Source organism: Polynucleobacter sp. JS-JIR-5-A7, from assembly GCF_018687935.1.
In the GTDB taxonomy this organism is placed as follows: domain Bacteria; phylum Pseudomonadota; class Gammaproteobacteria; order Burkholderiales; family Burkholderiaceae; genus Polynucleobacter.
In genome coordinates, this window is sequence record NZ_CP061308.1 from 586,857 (window position 1) to 609,000 (window position 22,144).

A 22,144-nucleotide genomic window follows, 5' to 3' on the forward strand; every position below is an offset into this window, starting at 1 on the left:
TTCATTCAACTGAAAGATGTGCCGCTAATATTCTGGCGATATGTACCGCTTCACGTTGCGTGCCGTCAGCAATTTGATGACGGCAACTAGTGCCATCCGCTACTACCCAACTATCGGGTGATTTACGAATGCTCGGTAATAGGCTCGCTTCAGCCATTTGCTTAGATACCTCGATATGCTCGGCTTCATAGCCAAAGCTACCGGCCATGCCGCAGCAAGATGATTCAATTAACTGAGGCTCTGCGTTAGGAATGAGTTTAAGTAGTTCCATGGCGGGTGTCACAGCTGCAAAGGACTTCTGATGGCAATGTCCATGAAAAAGGACCGGCTTACTGGCGGCTTTGAGTTGCAGGTTGAGTTTGCCTGCTTTCGCTTTGCTGGCTAAAAACTCTTCTAAGAGTTGCGCTTGCTGCGATACGGTCACGGCCCGCTCACCAAAACCCATCACTAAAGCCTCATCTTTTAGGGTAAAGAGACAAGAGGGCTCAAGACCAATAATTGGAATATTCTTTTGCGCGTAGGGCGCGAGATGATCGATGAGTTCACCGAGTGTTTCCTTGGCTTTATCCACCATGCCAGCTGCAAGGTAAGTTCTGCCGCAGCAAAATTCTTTGGAGCAAGTGTTTTGTTCTTTATTTTTAGCCTTGTGCTGACTCTTGTGCGGAATATGAATACGATAGCCAGCAGCAGTAAGAACGGTTATTGCCGCCTGCAGATTTTCATCTTCGAAGTAAGCATTAAAGGTATCGGCTAATAGCACTACCCCTGGTTGATTTGATAAGGCCTCAGGACTAAATTGATAGGGTGCGATTGCTTTTGGCTTACTCCAGAAAGTATTACCTTTCCAAATTGGCAAACTTCTTTGGGCGGAGATACCCATGATCCATTCTTGTAGCTTGGCAATCGGTGCAATGTGATTGCGCAGATTGAGGATCACTGGCAAGAGTGGAATACTGCTAATCGTGCCGGCATACTTGGGAAGATACGCCACTGCTAGATCACGTAAAGAATGGCCAACCCGTTTCTTATAGGCTGATAGAAACTCAATTTTCATCTTGGCCATATCAACGCCAGTAGGACATTCACGCCGACAGGCTTTGCAACTCACACACAATTCCATCACCTCTTTAATGGCATCGCTGCCAAGTGGTGAAGTCTCGTCTTTGATATCGAGTTGATTGGAGAGTGCTAAGCGTAAGGTATTTGCTCTGCCGCGGGTCAGGTGTTTCTCATCCCGAGTCACACGATAACTGGGACACATCACCTCCGCATCAAACTTACGGCAGTGGCCATTGTTATTGCACATCTCTACCGCTTTAGCTAAGCCCATTGCAGGATCACCACCCGTGCCGGGCGCGGTAGTTTCTTCAGTAACAGGATTATTTTGTACGTTCCAGGCTGACCAATCTAATGCAGGCTGTAATGGAATCACTTGATAACTTGGCGAAAATCGAAAGTTACTCGCATCATCCATCTTTGGTGGATTAATAATCTTGCCTGGATTAAATAGTCCCTGAGGATCAAAGGCATGCTTGATTTCTGCAAGGGCTTCAGTGATCTTGGGGCCAAATTGCCATGAGATCCATTCACCACGACACAGGCCATCACCATGTTCACCACTGTAAGCACCTTTGTATTTACGTACCAAGGCAGATGCTTCTTCGGCAACAGCACGCATCTTTTGGGCGCCATCTCTGCGCATATCAAGAATGGGTCGGACATGCAAAGTACCAACTGAAGCATGGGCATACCAAGTGCCGCGTGAACCGTATTTAGAAAAGACATCCGTTAAGGCTTGGGTGTAATCTGCCAGACTCTCTAGCGGAACTGCGCAGTCCTCAATAAAGCTCACTGGCTTGCCATCACCTTTTAAGCTCATCATGATATTTAGCCCCGCTTTACGCACCTCCCATAAATTCTTTTGCAAGGAAGCGTCTGGCATAGATACCACTGAACCGGGTAAGCCTAAGTCACCCATGAGCTCTTGTAATGCCATGATTTTTTCAAGCAAGGGAGCATGCGCTTCCCCTGAAAACTCTACCAACAGAATCGCTTCTGGAGTTTGCGCAGTATGGTCAATCAGTGCAGTCTCAATCGTCTTCTTAAAACTGGGATTACTGCGTGCTAGATCAATCATGGTGCGATCGACTAACTCTACTGCAGTAGGTCCAAGTTTCACAATGTGTTGAGCACTATCCATGGCTTTGTAAAAGCTCGCAAAGTTCACAATGCCAAGCACCTTATGTTTCGGTAGTGGTGCAAGTTTGAGTTTGAGAGATTTAAAGTAAGCCAGCGTACCTTCGCTACCCACTAAAAGATGTGAGAGATTCACGCTGCCATCTTGCGTATAAGGTAGTTCACTTTGAGGGTGAAAGATATCGAGGTTGTAACCAGCGACTCGTCTGAGTACTTTCGGAAAGTGAGCTTCGATCTCTGGTTGAAGTGTGTTTGCTAAACCTTTTACAAAGTCACCTAACTGCTTAGCAACACCAGAGCTATTGGCGTAATTACCAAACTCGGCAATTTGACCATTCGCCAGCCAAGCATTGATACCCAAGACGTTATGCACCATATTGCCGTAAGCAATAGAGCGGCTTCCACAAGAGTTATTACCTGCCATGCCGCCAATCGTGGCCTGCCCAGCAGTGGATACATCTACTGGATACCAAAGACCATGTTGCTTGAGGGAGCCATTGAGATGGTCCAGCACAATACCTGGCTCAACTTCCACGTAGCCTTGATTGAGATTGAGATCAAGAACATTTCTGAAGTATTTGCTGTTATCAATCACTAGTGCAGCGCCAGTAGTCTGGCCACACTGACTGGTGCCACCACCCCTTGGTAATACTGGTACACCAAGCTCAGCCGCAATCTGAATGGCTGTAGCAATATCTTCTGCGGTCTTGGGGACAAACACTGCCACTGGCATGGCTTGATAAATAGAGGCATCGGTAGCGTAGCGACCACGACTTGCGCTATCGGTCATCACTTCGCCAGACGTTTCTTGGCGTAGGCGCTTTGCTAAGGTCGCTTGATCAATCATGACTTCTTTGAGGTCTAAGGGCTTATTCATTTAGCCATCTCCAGGCTGCTTGTTTCTGCTTTCAGAAGTTGCACGACAACATCGCGCTTGTTCTGTACGTGCTGAATCATGATCTTGCGCATTCTCTGGCTATCACGTGCTTTTAAGGCATCGAGCATCTCTTGATGTTCTTCAACTGCCTTTTCCCATTTGACGCCGTCTTGGTTGGAGCGAAAGCGTAGCGCCTCGATACGCGTATTTACTTGAGTAAAGAGGCGAGAGAGTACAGGGTTGTTCGCCGCTTGATTAATTAAATGATGGATACGTAGATTAAGTTTGTAATAACTCGATAAATCACGACGCGCATACGAAGCCATCATTTCATACTGGAGTGCCTCTAATTCAGAGAGGCTGGCATCATTAATATGATTTGCAGCCAGCTCTCCAGAGAGGCCCTCTAAGTCGGCAATCACATCAAAGGTGTGAATGACATCTTCCAAACTCAATTGCACAGCAATCGCTCCACGATTGGCGATCAACTCTACTAGGCCATCGGCAGCCAAGCGACGAATCGCTTCCCGAATCGGTGTGCGAGAAACGTTCAGGCTTTCAGCTAATTCACGCTCATTCAGTTTGCTGCCTGGTGCAATCTTTCCCTCTACTAAGAGTGATCTGAGTTTTTGGAAGATTGCCTCATGCAGATTCTGGGAATTTGGCTGCTCTGTGACCGTCATATTGAGAACCTATAATTTGTATACAAAAATATCAATAAGCCATGATAAAGCATAAATTATGGCTTTAAATGCTTAAATTAAGGTTTATTTTTAGATTAAATGAAAATAAATTGTATACAAAATGGAAAATTGCCAAAATTTGTCATACACTAGCGGCTGAAACGAGTTCCCAGAATTCACCCCCATTTAATTACCTAAACCCATCCATAGCGAGACAAAGCATGTTGAAACTTGATAACCACGCATCAGGACGCCATTTTTTACATATTCCTGGCCCAAGCCCAGTACCTCCTCGCGTATTACGCGCCATTAGTTATCAAACTATTGATCATCGTGGTCCTGAGTTTGGTGCGTTTGGCTTAAAGGTTTTGGATGGTATCAAGAAGATTTTCAAAACAGAGCAGCCGGTGATCATTTATTCCGCTTCCGGAACGGGATCATGGGAAGGCGCTTTAGTGAATGTGCTCAATCCTGGCGACACAGTCTTGTTTTATGAAACTGGTCAGTTCGCCAATTTATGGCGCGCACTTGGACAACGCCTCGGTCTGAAGGTCGAGGTCGTTGGTAAATCTGGACAAGATTCTTGGCGTTGGGGTGTAGATGCTGCAGTGATTGAAGAGCGTTTGCGTAAAGACACTCAGCATGAAATCAAAGCTGTATGCGTAGTGCATAACGAAACATCGACTGGCGTTACTTCAAACATCGCCGCAGTACGTAAAGCGATCGACTCCTTAAAGCACCCCGCTTTGTTGTTGGTTGATAGCGTCTCTGGCCTTGGATCTGCAGACTACGAGCATGACAAGTGGGGCGCGGACGTGACTATTTCTGGTTCGCAAAAAGGTTTGATGTTGCCTCCAGGTATTGGCTTTAATGCCTTGTCAGCAAGAGCCATTGAAGTGAGCAAGCAAAACAAAATGCATAAAGCGTATTGGGCATGGGATGAAATATTGGAGTCCAATAAAAATGGTTACTGGCCAACTACACCTAGCACGAATTTAATGTACGGTTTGCATGAAGCGATGGACATGATGATGGCTGAAGGTTTAGACACAATCTTTGCGCGTCATCAGCGTTTGGCTGCCGCTTGTCGTGAAGCTGTTCATGCTTGGGGGCTTGAAATTCAATGTCAGGATAAGGATTGCTACTCTCCAGTGTTAACTTGTATCGCTACACCTGAAGGTATGGATGCTGACAAATTACGCAAACATGCTTTGGAGAAATTCAATCTCTCCTTGGGAACGGGCCTTGGAAAAATTAAGGGCAAAGCATTCCGCATTGGTCATTTGGGTGACTGTAATGAGCTCAATTTGATGGCTGCTTTAAGTGGGGTTGAAATGAGCTTGGGTGCTATGGGCTTTACGCCTAGGGCTAGCGGTGTAGTAGCTGCTCAAGAATTCCTCAAATAATCACCATTTAGACCCTTTCGGTTGCGTATAGGGCAAAGGCAGGGTGCAGATCGTCCGGGGTCAGACTTAAAGGGCTGAGCCTGGCTGCAGCCTTTATAATTCAGGCACTTGTATTGATGGTACTTTCATCACATAAAACATATTCGAGACAATAGTATTTAAAAAGGATTCAACATGTTGGCAACTAAACCTTATTTAACTCAAGCGGATGCTCAAAAGATTCTGGATGCAGCCAACAAGCATGCCGCTGAAAATAATTGGGCAGTCACGATCGCTGTTTGTGATGATGGTGGACATGTACTAGGTTTGACCCGTCGTGACGGATGCGCACCAGTATCTGCTTACATTGCTCAAGAAAAAGCACGCACTGCTGCCATGGGTAAACGTGAAAGCCGCGTATATGAAGAAATTATTAATAATGGTCGCACCTCTTTTTTATCTGCCCCACATATTTCGGGCATGTTAGAGGGTGGGGTCAATATCGAGGTAAATGGGTTTACCATCGGCGCAGTCGGCGTTTCCGGCGTTAAATCGACCGAGGATGCCGAAACCGCTAAGGCCGGCATTGCGGCCATCCTGTAAGTTACCTTGATCAATACTGCTACTGAAATAAATTCACCTACAGGGCTTGGCGACTCAGTCGTTCCTAGCGCCGCCCCTAGTATCACCCCTCCAGCAACAATTACTTTTGCTGATTTTGGTTTAGACCCGCTGATTCAAAAAGCGGTTGCTGAACAAGGCTATAACACTCCTACTCCGATTCAAGCGCAATCAATTCCGCATGTTTTAGCAGGGAGCGATTTAATGGGTGCTGCACAAACTGGCACTGGTAAAACAGCAGCCTTTGTGTTGCCAATCATTCAAAAGATTTTGCGCCATGCTAGCAATAGCGCCTCACCCGCACGTCATCCGATTCGCGCCTTAGTCTTAACTCCAACCAGAGAGTTGGCGGTGCAGGTAGCTGAGAATGCAGCAAACTACTCGAAGCATACTGATCTGCGTGCTGCTGTGGTCTATGGTGGCGTGGATATGAAAGAGCAAGTTGCTATCTTGCGTAACGGTATTGAGATCTTGATTGCCACACCAGGTCGCTTACTTGATCACATTGGGTCTAAAGTAGCTAATTTGTCTCAGGTCGAGATTCTGGTGCTAGATGAAGCCGATCGTATGCTCGATATGGGTTTCTTACCTGATCTACAACGCATCATTAATTTGATTCCTGCGCAAAGACAGACCCTGTTGTTTTCGGCAACCTTCTCACCAGAGATTAAGAAGCTCGCGCAGAGTTATTTGCGTACACCGGTAACGGTAGAAGTAGCTCGTCAAAATGCTGCGGCCGACACGGTTAAGCAAGTCATTCATATGGTGTCAGCAAGCGATAAGCAGCGTGCAATTGTCCAAGTCTTAGAAAACCGTACGCGTCAAGGTTTATCGCGTCAGTGCATCATCTTCACCAATAGTCGTTTAGGTTGTGCCAAGTTAGCACGGGCCTTAGAGCGTGATGGTATTAAAGCAGGTGCGATTCATGGCGATAAGAGTCAGGGTGAGCGTACCTTAACTTTGGATGCATTCAAGTCTGGCGCGATTGAAGTGTTGGTGGCGACTGATGTGGCAGCGCGGGGTTTGGATATTCCAGATATGCCTTGCGTGATTAATCATGAGTTGCCTTATAACGCTGAAGACTTTATTCACCGCATCGGTCGAACAGGTCGTGCTGGTAGTACAGGGGATGCGATTGCTTTAGTAGATGCCAGTGAAAAGCGTTTATTAGACGATATTGAAAAGCTAATGAAGCGTAAGTTAGATATCCAGCCTTTGCCTGAGGGTACTCCTGCTTATGCCAAGCCATCTACTAGTAGTAGTGCCCCAGCAAAAATGTCAGACCCATTTTTCTATAAACCTTATGAGCCTAGCGCCGCACCACAGTCATCCGATGTAGTAAAGCCAGAAGTGAAAAAAGTGGGTATTGTGGCCGCTAAGCCAGCAGTTGGCGCCTTATTGGGCGGTTTCAAAAAGAAGTAATTAGCTCCAGGCATGAGTAGCTGCCAAGAGCCACTCTGCAATGGTGATCCTCTCACCATCAGGTAACCCAACCAATCCTAAATGTGTTGCAGCCTTGCGAAGCTCTGCAAGAGAATGTGTTTGATCTTGTGTATTAATTTGGGTTGCTAAGGTTTGCTTACTCAATTTTGCGCCGTGTTCATCTAATACCAAGGGGAGATGTTTGTAATGCGGCGTTGTGTATCCCAAAAGAGTTTGTAAATATATTTGCCTAGCGGTGTTGCTTAGCAAATCTTCGCCACGCACGATATGGGTAATACCTTGCTCTGCATCGTCTACAACTACGGCGAGTTGGTAAGTAAAGAGACCATCATTTCTGCGCAGGATAAAATCCCCGACTTGATGATTGAGATTCTGACTTTGAGTGCCGAGGGCTAAATCCTCAAAATCAATCTGGCAATTTGGGGATAGCGCAACTCGCCAAGCCGCCTTCAGGTCTGAAATTTCAGAACTTGTATGGCTCTCTAGTTGACTTGGTCTGCACGTTCCCGGATAAACCATCTCTTGATTGCGTGGCGTTTGAACTCCAAGCTCTGCTAGGGTGTTGGTAATTGTTTGCCGAGAACAGATGCAGGAATAGAGGCATTTAAGCTCATTGAGGCGTTCTAAAGCTTTTTGGTAGCGATCCTGATGTTTTGACTGAAAGGTGGGGGCTTCATCCCAGAAAAGGCCACATGCGAGCAATTGGGACTGAATGAGCTGATCAGCCCCAAGGATGCATCTAGGGGTATCCAAGTCTTCTATCCTGAGCAGCCATTTACCACCATTTTTACGGGCATCTAACCAGCTTCCTAGGGCCGCAACCAGCGATCCCGCATGGAGTGGTCCAGTAGGCGAGGGGGCAAATCGCCCGCGATAGCCGTCGGCTGGGGATGAAGGGTTTTTGAGCTTGGACACAGCTAAAATCATCTCATGGCTTTACCCCGTTTTGTACATCTCCGCATTCATTCCGAGTTTTCGATTACGGATGGAGTCGTGCGCATTGATGATGCAGTAGCTGCAGCTGCCAAAGATGAAATGGGTGCCTTGGCTCTCACCGATTTAAGTAATTTATTTGGCCTAGTGCGGTTTTATACAGCCGCTCGCTCTGGTGGTATTAAGCCGATTGCCGGCGCAGATGTTTGGGTGAGCAATTCCCAAGACCCCGATCAGCCTCATCGACTGTTATTGCTAGTACAAAACCATTCTGGCTACCTCAATCTTTGTGAGTTACTCAGTAGAGCCTCTTTGGATAATCAATCACGTGGTCGTGCTGAAGTCGATTCAGCTTGGTTTAGCGAGCCTGCTGCAAAAGCGGAAGATAAGAAAGCCAATAGAACACTCTCTTACGGATTAATTGCGCTGTCAGGTGCGCGTATGGGTGAGCTTGGTGCCGCATTGTTAGCAGGCCAAGAAGATCAAGCTCAAAGCGTGGCGAGACGTTATGAAAAACTCTTCCCCCAATCGTTTTACATTGAAGTGCAACGCGGTGGTCATCCGCAAGATGAAAAGCAGCTTCAGCTAGCATGTCATTTAGCTAGTGAGTTAGATCTACCAGTAGTAGCGACACACCCAGTGCAGTTTATGCAAAAGAGCGACTTTACGGCGCATGAGGCGCGCGTTTGTATTGCTGAGGGTGAACTGCTGGGTAACCCGCGGCGTCAAAAGAAATTTAACGATCAGCAGTATTTTTTGACGCAAGCAGAGATGGAAAAGCGCTTCGCAGATTTACCAGCAGCTTTGGCGAACTCAGTTGAGATTGCGAAGCGTTGCAACTTATCTCTGGTTCTAGGTCAGCCACGCTTGCCAGATTTTCCGACGCCACCAGGCATCACGTTGGATGAGTATCTTTTAGCGCAATCTGAAGTTGGTCTCAAGCGTCATATGGAGCGCAACTTTCCAGACCCAGAAGAGCGCACTAAGGAGATGTCTCGTTATCACGAGCGCTTAGTGTTTGAGGTCAAGACGATTTCTCAAATGGGCTTTCCTGGTTACTTCTTGATTGTTGCAGACTTTATTAACTGGGCTAAAAACAATGGCGTCCCTGTAGGTCCAGGTCGCGGCTCAGGTGCCGGTTCTTTAGTGGCTTACTCTCTCGGCATTACCGATCTCGATCCACTCCGTTACAACTTACTCTTTGAGCGTTTCTTGAACCCAGAGCGGGTATCGATGCCCGACTTTGATATCGACTTTTGTCAGCACGGTCGTGACCGTGTGATTCAGTACGTGAAAGATAAATACGGTAAGGATGCTGTCAGCCAAATTGCGACTTTTGGCACGATGGCTGCCAGAGCAGCGATTCGTGACGTGGGCCGGGTTTTAGAGCAGGGCTATAACTTTGTTGACGGGATTGCGAAGCTTGTTCCCAATAAGCCAGGTCAATACATGACCATTGAAATAGCGAAAAAGGAAGAGAAGCAATTAGCCGAGCGTGAAAAGAATGAAGACGAGGTCCGTCAATTACTCTCATTGGCGCAGCAACTCGAGGGTATGACGCGTAACGTTGGCATGCATGCTGGTGGTGTTTTGATTGCCCCAGGTCGACTGACAGATTTTTGTCCGCTCTATACCCAAGAGAGCAAAGATCAAGATAGTAGCTCTGTGATTAGCCAATTTGATAAAGACGATGTTGAGGCCATTGGCTTGGTGAAGTTTGACTTCTTAGGTCTTACGACGCTCACTATCTTGGCAGCAGCAGAGCGCTGGATTAAAGCGCTGCATGCTGATCGTAAGGATTGGAGTATTAGCGATATTCAACTCGATGATGAGCGAGCTTTCGACGTATTGAAGCGGGCAAATACGGTTGCCGTATTCCAGCTAGAAAGTCGCGGCATGCAAGGCATGCTGCGCGATGCTAAGCCTGACCGCTTTGAAGACATTATCGCGCTAGTGGCCCTATATCGTCCTGGTCCGATGGATTTGATTCCAGACTTTATTGAGCGTAAGCACGGTCGTCAAAAAGTAGAGTATCCAGATCCGCGTATTGAACCCGTTCTGCGTGAAACCTACGGCATCATGGTGTATCAAGAGCAGGTGATGCAGATGGCACAGATGATCGGCGGCTACTCACTTGGTGGTGCCGATATGCTTCGCCGTGCCATGGGCAAGAAAAAGCCAGAAGAAATGGCACAGCATCGCAAAATTTTTAGTGATGGTGCAAAAGCAGGCGGTATCTCCGAGGGAAAGGCCAACGAGATCTATGACTTGATGGAGCGTTTTGCAGGGTATGGATTTAATAAATCTCATGCTGCTGCCTATGCTCTCTTAGCTTATCAAACTGCTTGGCTCAAAGCCTATTACCCTGCTGAATTCATGGCGGCCAACTTATCGCTCGCGATGGATGACACCGATAAGGTGAAGATTTTGTATGACGATTGTTTGGCAAACCAAATTCGGGTGTTCTCGCCCGATATCAATACGGGTGTCTATGAGTTCACGCCCTTGCGAGCACCCGATGCTGAGCCTGATGCGCCGATCAGTCATATTCGTTATGGCTTAGGAGCGGTTAGGGGTACTGGTGAGGCAGCGATTGAAGCCATTGTCAAAGCACGCGAATCCGATGGACCATTCAAGGACCTGTTTGATTTCTGCGCTCGCGTAGATCGCAGACAAGTGAATCGGCGTGCCATAGAAGCACTGATGCGTGCAGGTGCGTTTGATAGCCTCTATAAGGACTCCCAAGCAGCTGGCGGCAATCTCTATGATGTTCGCTCTACCTTGTTGGCTTCTTTGGCAAGAGCGATTGAAGCGGCTGAACAGGCAGAAGCTTCGATTCATCAGGTAAGCTTATTTGAGGTTGCTGGTGAGGATCATCAACATCAGCCTGAGCTGGTACGCGAGCCTATTTGGTCTGAGAAAAAACGTCTCCAAGAAGAAAAAACGGCTTTAGGACTGTGTTTGACTGGTCATATGTTTGATGCCTACCGCGAAGAGACCTCTCATTTCATTCGCCAACCATTAGCGAAAATTACCGAAGGCAAAGATCAACTGATTGCCGGCATTGTGACATCAGCACGCATGTTGACAGGTCAACGCGGCCGCATGATGATTGCGACGATTGATGATGGTACTGCCGCGCTAGAGGTCACTTTGTATAGCGAGGTCTATGAGCCCAATCGTTCCTGGCTAAAAGAAGATGAGCTCCTGATTGCTAAAGTAAATGTGACGCCAGATAAGTTCTCTGGTGGCATGCGAATTGTGTCTGAGGCGGTCATGGATATTACTGGGGCGCGGATGCGCTTTGCGCGCAATGTGCATGTATACCTGGATTCAGCGGTAGACATCAGAATGCTGCGTAGTCAAATTGGACCTTACCTCATGGCCAATCGCACCCGAGACCCGAAGCTTGGTGCGCCTGTGCCAAGCCCCAATACAAATGATGGAGTAAAAGGTTTGATGTTGACGGCAGCTGTGACTACAAGTGGCGGTGCTTGCTTAATGCAGTTCCCAGAAGAGATGCGCATTTATCCGGATGACGCCTGCTTGCATAGTCTCAATCAATTGCTGACTTCAAAACAAAAAGATCCTGTGCAAGTTCAGTACCACTAGCCTTTATTTTCTTTCTAAGATCTTTTCTACTGCCTCAATGACTTGAGCGGGTTCTAGTAGGTCCAAGCATTCGCTATTGCTATCTGCTCTATCTAAACAACCAGCCTTACGACAGGGTACGCATTCCCCGGGACCTTGCAAGATAGTGATGTTGCCAACCGTTTGTGTGCGAGCACGTAATTGATAAGGTTGCGCACCAATAAAACCATTTGGCCATGGTCCAAAATTGGTGGGCGGTGTAGCGCCAAATAAAGCAATGGTTGGCGTATTACAGGCTGCTGCTAAATGGGTGATGGAAGTATCTACTCCAATATACAAACTAGCTGCACGCAATAAAGATCCTGCTTGAGGGATAGATAGCTTGCCCGCAGTATCAATCACCTTTTGGCGAACCTTGGGTTCTAACAAGGATAGGATGTCATGGTTTAGTTGTAAGTCTTGTTTTGCTGGTGAAGCGCTTAGCACCACCTGAAAGCCGCGATTAACTATATAAGTAATGAGCTTCTGCCAATGGCCAAGAGGCCAGCGTTTGTAGGCTGTCAGAGGGCCTGGATGAATCACGACATAAGCATGAGTCAGTTCGCTGGCAATGACTGGTGTCAAAGGCTCGCCAATAGGTGGTGTGACATTAATCGGGTTTGCAAATAAATCGCTAGGGTTTCTGAAGAATACTTCCAGAAGGCGCAGTTTTTCAGTAATGACATGCTGTGTAAAGTAATCTACCTCAACGGTATGCATTGAAATGAATTTTTTCCAAGCATTTTGCTTATTTGCATTACTTTGCTTGCCTTGAGGATGTCCACCCAAAACGCCTACTCTATGAAATGCAGCAACCAAGCCATATAAGTAAGCACGATCGCTTGGCTGAGTCACAAAGGCGAGGTCATAGCGTTGAAAGAGTTGGTTAAATAATGAGAGGTATTCGCCAAACCCAGGTCGGTCAGAGGTTTCAATAATCTGGTCAATATCTGGATTACCCTTGAGCATATCGAGCTTGCCCTTGTATCCCAGAAAATGAAATTCAGCATCGGGCCACAGTTCACGTGCTTTGCTAATTAAAGGTGTTGTGACCAGTACATCGCCAATTTGCCGAGTCGCAATGAATAATACTTTTTTGGGCTTTAGGGTGGAGAAGTTGGTCATATGTGGATCGCTTACATTGCCTTTGCCAAAATCTTTTCACGCACACGCCGCGCATTTTCAGCAGCATTGCTCTGATCATGAATTTGATGAAAGAGATGCAATACTTCGGTAGACCATGATCCTGATTTGCGCTTGATATGATGCCGCTGTAAACGAAAGACAAAGTCAGCATCCTCGTGACCCCAGCCGGTCATGGTCTCGTCAAAGCCATCAATTGCTTGCGCATCGGTTTTCCAGCAAGCCATGTTGCAACCCTTAATACGCCGCCAAACAAATTTTTTATAGTCGCGCCAAGAACCATTGCCGAGTTTGATTTTGAGTGGCCAGTATTTATTGATGCCACCATTGAGGCGGTACTCCAAAAGCTTGGAGATAAATAGCTTAAAGTCCCAGCGGGAAGTGGCTAGCAACTCTTGTGTTAGTTTTTCATTGAGTAGGACTCGGCTGCCAGTAACGAGAAAGCCCTTTTGTGCAAGCTCGCGATGGCGAGCAACAAAATCCGGCTGAACCAGGCAGTCTCCGTCTAAAAAGATGAGGTAATCACCTTTAGCTGCTTCAATTGCTTGGTTGAGAATTTTGGTTTTTCGGAAACCTTGATCTTCTTGCCAAAGGTGCGTTATTGAAAGTGAATGTGTTGATTGAAAGGCACCAATGATTTGTTTAGTGCTCTCAGTAGACCCATCATCGGCGATGATGATTTCAAAATGATGGTCTGTTTGGGTAGCTAGCGATTCCAGGCAGAGCTTCAGGGCTTGCGGCCAGTTATATGTAGCCAGCAAAATCGAAATCATTTACGCGCTTCCTGATGGAGATGCCAGAGCTTGATGTAGCGGTAATATGTTCCCTGACCATTGGAGATGGCTAAGGCAAATCCTTGACCCCCATCCAAAAATCCAGCGCGAATAATATAAGTGCGTATAAATGCCCAGACACCATGCAAAACTGCTTTTAAGGGGCTACTTGTTTTGCCTTGGGCAAACGCTTGCTCAGCAGAGGCTGTGGAATAACGATCCAGTTTTTGCAGCACCTGAGAGTAGTTCATGAAACTGTAGTGCAGCATGGGGTTTTCTAGCTTTGCGACAGCGCCATTGGGAATGAGTCGCTCATGAACTAAATCATCTGAGAAGCGGGCAGTGCCTCGCTTAAAGAGCCGGTCTACGTAATCTGGGCTCCACCCAGAGTGGCGAATGAAGCGGCCGCAGTACCAAGACAGTCTGGGAATGGCAAAACAATTGATCTGGGGGCTATGGTGAACTGCTGTCACAATTTCTGACCTGAGTGCAGGGGTGAGTCTTTCATCGGCGTCTAGGGATAAAACCCAGTCACCCGAGGCCAAGTCCAAAGCGTGGTTCTTTTGGGGGCCAAAACCGGGCCAATCTGAGGGTTGAGCAATCGTCGCGCCATACTTTTGGGCGATTTCTAGGGTGCGGTCAGCGCTGTTGGTGTCGACCACCACAATCTGCTGGGCAATGCCTTCCAGAGAGGCCAGACAGTCGTCTAAATTGGCCTCTTCATTGCGGGTGATGAGTATGACTGATAAGGTGGGCATAATTCATTATATGAATGCTCAAGACCGGACCGCTCTAAATCGCTTAATTACCTATCTTAAGCCCCATATTGGGCTGATTATTGGTTCTTTAGTCGCCATGGCCTTTGTGGCTGCAGCGGAGACCTCGATTCCTGCTTTGATGAAGCCTTTATTGGACCGCGGCTTTACTGGTGGGCTTAATGACAAGCTATGGCAGATACCCGTCTTTTTGGTTGGATTGGCGCTAGTACGTAGCCTAGCTCAGTTTCTATCGAATTATTTGCTTACTCGAGTCATCAATGCAGTCCTTCTCAAACTGCGTGAGCAAATGTTCCAAACCTTATTGCATGCAAGTACTGCTTTCTTTCAAAAAAACTCAGCCTCCAATTTAATTAATGCCGTTGTTTTTGAGGTGAATAATGTGCTGTCAATTATGGGCGGCATGCTCATTAGCCTGGTGCGCGACTCACTAACTGTGCTGGGATTGATGGGCTACTTGATTTATCTCAATTGGAAACTCACCTTAGTTGTACTCATCATTTTCCCGGTCATTGCTTTGATCATGAGCAAAATTAATCGACGCTTGAGGTCGCTTAATCGCGAGCAACAAAACTTGACGAGTGAGTTGGCCTACATTGTTGAGGAATCTGCTGCCGGCTACAAGATTGTGAAGGTGCATGGTGCCCAAGAATATGAAATGAATCGCTTTTTGCAAAAAGCAGAGCGTTTACGCCAATTTGCTTTGAAGTCGGCCGTAGCGGGTGGTTTAAATCAACCCATTACACAGTTAATTGCTTCAATGGCGCTATCGATTGTGCTGGTGATTGCATTGATGCAGTCTTCTACTGAAGGCACTACAGTAGGCGGTTTTGCGGCGTTTATTACCGCAATGATGTTAGTGATTTCTCCTTTAAAGCATTTAGCTGATATCAATCAGCCTTTACAACGCGGTCTCACTGCGGCAGAAATGATTTTTGGCTTAATGGACCAGCCTTTTGAAGAGGCTGAAGATCGCAAACAGAACATGAAGCCTTTGGATAAAGCCAAAGGTGCAATCCGATTTGAGAAGGTGGGTTTCTCATACCAGCAAGAGGCGGGGCGTAAAGATGCATTGACCAATATTGATCTCACGATCAAGCCTGGCGAAATTGTTGCGTTTGTTGGACCTTCTGGTGGTGGCAAGTCAACCTTAGTCAACTTACTGCCCCGGTTCTTTAAGCCAACCAGTGGCCATATTTACTTAGACGACTTGCCCTTAGAAGATATTGTGCTGGCGGATGTTCGCAAGCAACTTGCCTTTGTAAGTCAGGATGTCATTTTATTTAATGACACGATTGCTGCCAACGTAGCGTATGGCGCGGCCAGTGAAGAGGGTATTGATCGTGGTCGGGTGATCGAGGCTTTAGAGGCGGCCAACTTGAGTGCCATGATTCGTGAGCTTCCCGAGGGGATTGATTCGATGGTGGGTGATAACGGCAACCGCTTATCTGGCGGCCAACGTCAGCGTTTGGCAATTGCTCGAGCTATCTATAAAAATGCGCCGATTCTGATTTTGGACGAGGCTACTTCCGCCTTGGATTCTGAATCAGAGCGTCAAGTGCAAGATGCTTTAGAAAGATTAATGGCTGGCAGAACTACCTTGGTGATTGCGCATCGTCTCTCCACGATTGAACATGCAGACCGAATTGTCGTTTTAGAGCACGGCAAGATTGTGGAAAACGGCTCACATGAAGAGTTGATCAAGCAAGATGGCCTGTATGCCAACTTACATCGCATTCAATTCTCTAATGCGTAATCTTGCTTAAATAGTCTGGATCCTTAGCTCAGAACGATATCGTATTGTTCTTGGCGGAAGCTACCTTCTGCCTGGAGCGTAATCGGTTTGCCAATGAAATCGCCCAACTGCGCCAAGAATTGATTTTCTTCCTCAAGAAAGAGGTCAATCACGTCTGGTGCCGCTACGATCCGAAATTCTCGCGGATTAAATTGACGATGCTCACGCACAATCTCACGCAAGATCTCATAGCAAATCGTTTGTGCCGTTTTGATTTCACCTTTACCCATACAGGTAGTACATGGCTCACAAGTAATATGAGCCAGCGATTCACGAGTGCGCTTGCGAGTCATTTCTACCAAGCCTAATGCTGAAAATTCACTTACAGATGTACGAGCGTGATCACGCTCCAAATTCCGCTTCAGTTCATGCAATACTGATTCTTGATGATCTTTGCCTATCATGTCGATAAAATCAATAATGATGATGCCGCCTAGGTTGCGTAAGCGCAGTTGCCGAGCAATGGCCTGAGCTGCCTCAAGATTAGTTTTAAATACCGTGTCATCCAAATTACGGGCGCCTACATAGCTACCAGTGTTGACATCAATCGTTGTCATTGACTCTGTTTGGTCGATCATCAGGTAGCCACCGGATTTCAGATCAACACGTCGACCTAAGGCTTTATTAATTTCGGCATCGACATCAAATAAATCAAATAGGGCACGTTCGCCACGATGCAAAGTGAGCTTGCCTAATAAGTTAGGCATATATAGATTGGCGAAGCCTTTGAGCTTCTCAAAATTCTCTGCCGAGTCGACCCGAATTTGAATTGTTTCTTCGCCAGCAACATCGCGCAATACTCGCTCAGCCAAGCTCAGGTCTTGGTAAAGTAGGCTAGGCGCAGCTTTGTGCTTCATTGCTTCACGAATACTTTCCCAAGTCGTTCTGAGATAGCGCATGTCATGTTGCAATTCGGTATCTGAAGCATCTTGGGCGCTGGTACGCACGATGATGCCGCCTTTTTCATCTTCAGCCATGAGTCCAGCCAGACGAGTTTTAATTGCTTCACGCTCTTCTGGTTGATCAATTCGTTGGGAGACGCCGATATATTTTTCGGTAGCGGTATCGGTTCCTGCGGGAGGTAAGTAAACTAAGTTACGCCCTGCAATACTGAGTTGGGTCGTCAGACGTGCGCCCTTAGTGCCTAAGGGGTCCTTCAAGACTTGGACTAATAAAGTCTGACCTTCAAATAGTAATTTTTCAATCTGGGGCTGCGGATTGCTTTGGGTGATGTCAGCAACGTGCATAAACGCAGTACGCTCCAAACCAATTTCAATGAAAGCAGACTGCATACCCGGTAATACGCGCACAACTTTTGCAAGGTAGATATTTCCAACAATTCCACGTTGACGAGTTCTCTCAATTTGCAGTTCCTGAACCGCACCTTGCTGTATTAAAGCAACCCGCGTCTCTTGCGGAGTGATATTGATGAGTATCTCTTCATTCATATACAGTTAATTTGAGCGCGTTTGAGTAGTTGAGCAGTTTCATAAAGGGGAAGTCCCATGATACCGCTATAGCTACCCTTGATCGAGGGGATAAAGGCGCTTCCGCCACCTTGAATACCGTAGGCGCCAGCCTTACCAAAAGGTTCTCCGCTTCCAATATAGGCGTTGATTTGTGATTCCGACAGGACGGCAAACTGAACCTCAGATACTTGCAATAAAAATACCGGTGATTCTTCAGGCGTGATCGTCAGTGCCACCCCAGTGAATACCTCATGAGTTTTACCACTCAACATTCCCAGAATACGAGTAGCATCGGCAACATCAGAGGGTTTTCCGAGAATTTCACCATCGGGATGATTGGGAAGACTAACCGTGGTGTCTGCACACAAAATTGGCGCCCAAGGTAAGCCACTCTTTTTCCAGCGCTCTAGTGCAACAGCGCTTTTCGCTAAGGTCACTCGCTCTACATAAGCAAGTGCTTTTTCATGGGGGAGGGGTATTTCAATGCTTTCAACATCTTCACCCACTTGAGGAAGGAGCATTTCAAAGTGCACCCCTATTTGTTTTAAGAGCTCTTGACGGCGTGGACTTTGAGAGGCGAGATAAACAAAAGAATACACAGCATTACTCACGGTGATAGGGATGACCTTGAAGAATAGTCCAGGCGCGATAGAGTTGCTCAACCAGTAACACTCTAGCCATCGCATGTGGCATTGTGAGGCTAGAGAGACGCCACATCGCTTGTGCATGCGTTTTGAGCTTGGCATCTAGACCATCGGCTCCACCAATTAAAAAGGTAATGTCAAAACCTTCTTGACGCCAGCTTGCTAGCTGAGTAGCTAGATTCTGGGTGGTTTGATCTTTACCGCGCTCATCTAGGGCAATGACGCGTGAGCCCTTTGGAATAGCTGCCAGGATTTTGACTGCTTCTTTTGCTGGAGTGAGATCAGGCTTGATTTCTTTAATCTCAATACTGCAATCCGCTGGCATGCGTTTGATGTAGTCTTGAGTTGCTGTTACAACCCAATCGGGCATCTTGTGACCAACTGAAACAATGGTTAAGCGCATCGGCTAAATGGCGTGAATAAAAAAATTACTCGTCGTCTTCAGATTCGCTTGCTTTAGCTAGGCCTTTGGCACCAGCCAATTTGACGCGCACCGGTTTGGCACCCCACATACCTTCCAGTTGATAGTAAGAGCGCAACATCGGCTGCAAAATATGAACCACAATATCACCGCAGTCTACGAGCACCCATTCACCAGTCTCTAAGCCTTCGATAGAGATCACTTCACCACCTTTGGCATTGACCTCTTCTTTGACAGACATGGCTAAAGACCGTGTTTGGCGATTGCTGGACCCTGTAGCAATAATCACGCGATCGAATAACTCGCTGAGTTTGGTGGTGTCATAAACGCGAATATCCTGCGCCTTAACATCTTCTAGGGCATCAATAATGACGCGTTGTAATTTACGTAAGTCCATGGTGTCTATGCAATATCTTTTAGTGTTGAGCTTGATCTTAGCTTGATTACTGGTACAAGCCCAGATTTGTAATGATTTCTAGTGTTTGTGATGGAATTTGCTCAGACTCAATAGAGCTTCGAGCAGGTGACTGAAGGCGACTTCTGAGGTCGGTAGAGGAGAGGTCTACTGCAAGACCTTCATCAATGTAGATGAGGCCAGCCGCTTGATTTTCAAGAGCTGCTGGATCAAAAGTTTGGCGGGTATCGAGTAATTCTTGAATTTCAGGGCTCATCTCAGCCATGAGATCATAGTTTGGTCGGCTGGCTACTGCGAAATGCATGTACTGAAACAACTCGCGCCAAGCAACCCAAGTTGGTAGGTGAATCAACGAGTCCACTCCAGTCAACCAAATTAAGCTAGCTTGGGAGCCAAAGCGTTCACGTAAGGATTTAGCAGTATCAATACTGTAACTCGGACCAGCACGCTCAATCTCTATGCGATCAATACCGACTTGTGTGGGTATCTTTAGATATGAAAGTGCCCTGGCTAAATCAATACCGGCAGCCTCAGTGAGTTGATAACGAATTTCAGCGGCTGTAATGTTCGAGCCCTTCTGCCATGGTTCACCACTGGGTATGAGAAGTAGCTCATCTAAGTGCAACTTGTTTGCAAAATGACTCGCTAATCTGAGATGTCCTATATGGGGCGGATCAAAGGTACCACCCAGGATGCCAATTTTTTTACGAGCGCTCAAGCTAACCAATCACGTGGTTTGAGATAATAGTCATACAGCTTAGCTTCTGGTGTCCCGGGCTTGGGCTGATAGTTGTACCACCACTGCACTACTGGGGGCATGGACATCAAGATGGATTCGGTGCGACCACCCGAGTGCAAGCCAAAGATCGTACCGCGATCAAAGATGAGGTTGTATTCCACATAGCGACCACGTCGGTACTCTTGGAATGCTTTTTCTTCAGCGGTAAAGGTATCTTGATAGCGGCGTTCAACGATTGGCAGGTAAGCATTAATAAAGGCATCACCTACTGCACGGGTCATTGCAAAACTTTTCTCAAAGCCCAGTTCGTTGAAATCATCAAAGAAAACGCCACCAATGCCACGGGGTTCTTCACGATGCTTCAAGTAAAAATACTCGTCACACCACTTTTTAAGGCGAGGGTAGAGCTCTGCTCCGAATGGATCAAGAGCATCTTTTGCAGTTTGATGAAAGTGTTTGCAATCCTCATCAACGCCGTAGTAGGGTGTGAGATCAAAGCCGCCGCCAAACCACCAGACGGGTTCTTGATCTGGGGCTTGCGCAATAAAGCAGCGCACATTCATATGGGTAGTCGGAACTTTGGGATTATTAGGGTGGAAGACTACTGATACTCCCATCGCTTCAAAGCTACGACCGGCTACTTCGGGACGGTGATGCGAAGCTGAGGGTGGCATTTGATCACCTCGAACATGAGAGAAGCCAACCCCACCCTTTTCGAGGATATTGCCACCATCTAGAGTGCAGGTGCGACCATAACCTTTGAGCTTGCTATCTTCAGGTTTATGCCATTCGTCTGCAGCGAAGGCTTTGCCATCTAATGCACTCATGGCATTGGTGATGCGATCTTGTAGCCCTAAGAAATAATCTTTTAAGACTGCGATATCAATTTGAGTATGTTGAGTTGACAAAGGTGCTCTTACTTTCATTTAAGTGCGCGATAGCCAATATCTTTGCGATATTGCATGCCATCAAATTCGATTTGATTAATTGCATCGTAAGCTTTTTGTTGGGCGCCGCGAACAGTATCTGCCAAGCCGACCACGCAGAGTACCCGTCCACCAGAAGTCACTACTTTGCCATCTTGTAGTTTGGTGCCAGCGTGGAACGTGATTTGATCTTCGGTGTCAACCGGAATACCGGTAATGACATCGCCGTTACGAGGCGTGTCTGGATAGTTATGGGCAGCAAGCACTACCCCTAAAGCAGTGCGACGATCCCACTCAAGTTCGATTTCATTCAACTTGCCATCTACTGCGTGATCAAGAGCATTTACGAGATTACTACGTAAGCGCGCCATGATGGGTTGAGTTTCTGGATCACCCATGCGGCAATTGAATTCCAGTGTTTTGATTTTGCCATCTGGAGTAATCATCAGGCCTGCATAAAGAAAGCCTGTGTAAGGCAAGCCATCCGCCTCCATACCTTTAACAGTAGGCATGATCACTTCACGCAATGCCCGTGCATGAATTTCTGGGGTCACAACAGGCGCAGGAGAGTAAGCACCCATGCCGCCAGTATTGGGGCCTTGGTCACCATCTAATAAGCGCTTGTGATCTTGACTGGTTGCCAGCGCAAGAACATGTTTACCATCTACGAGAACGATAAAGCTGGCTTCTTCACCGGTGAGGAATTCTTCAATGACAACGCGGGCACCAGCATTGCCGAGTTTGTTATCGGCGAGCATCATCTCCACTGCAGCATGAGCCTCTTCTAAGCTCATGGCTACTACAACACCTTTGCCAGCAGCCAAGCCATCAGCTTTAATCACAATCGGTGCACCCTTAGCGTCAATGTAAGCATGAGCTTCTAGAGTGCTAGAAAATGTTTGGTAATCAGCCGTGGGAATGCCGTGACGTTTCATGAATGCTTTAGAAAAGTCTTTAGAGGATTCCAATTGAGCGGCCAGTTGAGTTGGTCCAAAAATACGTAAGCCATGATTGCGGAAGACATCCACAATTCCTGCGGCTAATGGGGCTTCAGGGCCAACAACCGTCAGGTGAATCTTTTCACGTTTCGCAAAATCAGCCAGCTCTTCTAATCCGGTAATCGGTAAATTCTCAATGCCAACAGCGGTTTGCTTGGCGGTTGCAGTACCACCATTACCTGGCGCCACATACACTTTTTGCACTCGAGGAGATTGCGCCAGTTTCCAGGCTAAGGCGTGTTCGCGTCCACCAGATCCAACGAGAAGAATTTTCATA

General features: G+C 47.0%; 17 protein-coding genes and 1 pseudogene. 5 read left to right on the forward strand and 13 right to left on the reverse strand.

The annotated features are described in order from the left end of the window. Nucleotide 1 precedes the first annotated feature (1 nt). A complete protein-coding gene (locus AOC29_RS03095; RefSeq protein ID WP_215296583.1) occupies nt 2-3,073 on the reverse strand; it encodes an FAD-binding and (Fe-S)-binding domain-containing protein in 3,072 nt (1,023 codons plus the stop codon). After that, on the reverse strand, nt 3,070-3,756 hold the full coding sequence (locus AOC29_RS03100; protein ID WP_215296584.1) for a GntR family transcriptional regulator: 687 nt from the start codon (nt 3,754-3,756) through the stop codon (nt 3,070-3,072). Before AOC29_RS03100 ends, AOC29_RS03095 begins: the two co-directional genes overlap by 4 nt. Before the next feature lie 221 nt (nt 3,757-3,977). Here AOC29_RS03100 and AOC29_RS03105 point away from each other — a divergent pair, with 221 nt between their 5' ends. The 3 genes from AOC29_RS03105 (at nt 3,978) to AOC29_RS03115 (ending at nt 7,184) form a co-directional block, all read left to right on the forward strand. Beyond that, complete coding sequence (locus AOC29_RS03105) at nt 3,978-5,162, forward strand: alanine--glyoxylate aminotransferase family protein (protein WP_215296585.1); 1,185 nt, start codon at nt 3,978-3,980, stop codon at nt 5,160-5,162. Nucleotides 5,163-5,339: 177 nt separating this feature from the next. After that, entirely contained in the window at nt 5,340-5,744 is a 405-nt protein-coding gene (locus tag AOC29_RS03110; RefSeq protein ID WP_215297317.1) for a heme-binding protein, read from the forward strand. 6 nt (nt 5,745-5,750) lie between these two features. Further along, a complete protein-coding gene (locus AOC29_RS03115; protein WP_215296586.1) occupies nt 5,751-7,184 on the forward strand; it encodes a DEAD/DEAH box helicase in 1,434 nt (477 codons plus the stop codon). On the opposite strand, the gene gluQRS is transcribed toward AOC29_RS03115, so the two are convergent. Then, on the reverse strand, nt 7,185-8,132 hold the full coding sequence (gene gluQRS, locus AOC29_RS03120; RefSeq protein ID WP_215296587.1) for a tRNA glutamyl-Q(34) synthetase GluQRS: 948 nt from the start codon (nt 8,130-8,132) through the stop codon (nt 7,185-7,187). Between the two features lie 3 nt (nt 8,133-8,135). Between gluQRS and dnaE the strand changes: the two genes are divergently transcribed. Further along, nucleotides 8,136-11,750: a DNA polymerase III subunit alpha gene (dnaE, locus tag AOC29_RS03125; RefSeq protein ID WP_215296588.1), complete on the forward strand. Its 3,615-nt coding sequence runs from the start codon at nt 8,136-8,138 to the stop codon at nt 11,748-11,750. Between the two features lie 3 nt (nt 11,751-11,753). On the opposite strand, the gene AOC29_RS03130 is transcribed toward dnaE, so the two are convergent. The 3 genes from AOC29_RS03130 to AOC29_RS03140 are packed head-to-tail and all read right to left on the reverse strand — an operon-like array spanning nt 11,754 to nt 14,442. After that, nucleotides 11,754-12,893, reverse strand: coding sequence for a glycosyltransferase family 9 protein (locus AOC29_RS03130; protein ID WP_215296589.1), 1,140 nt, complete (start codon nt 12,891-12,893; stop codon nt 11,754-11,756). 11 nt (nt 12,894-12,904) lie between these two features. Continuing rightward, on the reverse strand, nt 12,905-13,684 hold the full coding sequence (locus AOC29_RS03135; RefSeq protein WP_215296590.1) for a glycosyltransferase family 2 protein: 780 nt from the start codon (nt 13,682-13,684) through the stop codon (nt 12,905-12,907). After that, entirely contained in the window at nt 13,681-14,442 is a 762-nt protein-coding gene (locus tag AOC29_RS03140) for a glycosyltransferase family 2 protein (RefSeq protein WP_215296591.1), read from the reverse strand. Before AOC29_RS03140 ends, AOC29_RS03135 begins: the two co-directional genes overlap by 4 nt. 10 nt (nt 14,443-14,452) lie before the next feature. Here AOC29_RS03140 and msbA point away from each other — a divergent pair, with 10 nt between their 5' ends. Then, nucleotides 14,453-16,216 carry a lipid A export permease/ATP-binding protein MsbA gene (gene msbA / locus AOC29_RS03145; RefSeq protein WP_215296592.1) on the forward strand — a complete coding sequence of 588 codons (1,764 nt, stop codon included), beginning with the start codon at nt 14,453-14,455 and terminating at the stop codon, nt 16,214-16,216. Nucleotides 16,217-16,239: 23 nt separating this feature from the next. Here the strand turns inward: msbA and rng are convergent, their stop codons facing one another. The 7 genes and pseudogenes from rng to purD all read right to left on the reverse strand — a co-directional run bounded on the left by rng (nt 16,240) and on the right by purD (nt 22,143). After that, nucleotides 16,240-17,703: a ribonuclease G gene (gene rng / locus AOC29_RS03150; protein WP_215296593.1), complete on the reverse strand. Its 1,464-nt coding sequence runs from the start codon at nt 17,701-17,703 to the stop codon at nt 16,240-16,242. Then, a complete protein-coding gene (locus AOC29_RS03155; protein WP_371819549.1) occupies nt 17,700-18,335 on the reverse strand; it encodes a nucleoside triphosphate pyrophosphatase in 636 nt (211 codons plus the stop codon). The genes rng and AOC29_RS03155 overlap by 4 nt, the downstream gene beginning before the upstream one ends. Beyond that, on the reverse strand, nt 18,328-18,771 hold the full coding sequence (gene rlmH / locus AOC29_RS03160; RefSeq protein WP_215296595.1) for a 23S rRNA (pseudouridine(1915)-N(3))-methyltransferase RlmH: 444 nt from the start codon (nt 18,769-18,771) through the stop codon (nt 18,328-18,330). Before rlmH ends, AOC29_RS03155 begins: the two co-directional genes overlap by 8 nt. 28 nt (nt 18,772-18,799) lie before the next feature. Then, a pseudogene (rsfS, locus tag AOC29_RS03165) lies at nt 18,800-19,186 on the reverse strand (ribosome silencing factor); the annotation flags it as partial. Nucleotides 19,187-19,232: 46 nt separating this feature from the next. Next, on the reverse strand, nt 19,233-19,922 hold the full coding sequence (locus AOC29_RS03170) for a nicotinate-nucleotide adenylyltransferase (RefSeq protein WP_215296597.1): 690 nt from the start codon (nt 19,920-19,922) through the stop codon (nt 19,233-19,235). Further along, a complete protein-coding gene (gene hemF / locus AOC29_RS03175; protein ID WP_251370094.1) occupies nt 19,919-20,770 on the reverse strand; it encodes an oxygen-dependent coproporphyrinogen oxidase in 852 nt (283 codons plus the stop codon). Before hemF ends, AOC29_RS03170 begins: the two co-directional genes overlap by 4 nt. Nucleotides 20,771-20,865: 95 nt before the next feature. After that, nucleotides 20,866-22,143 (reverse strand): phosphoribosylamine--glycine ligase, encoded by a 1,278-nt coding sequence (gene purD, locus AOC29_RS03180; protein WP_215296599.1) that lies wholly within the window; start codon nt 22,141-22,143, stop codon nt 20,866-20,868. Nucleotide 22,144 lies beyond the last annotated feature (1 nt).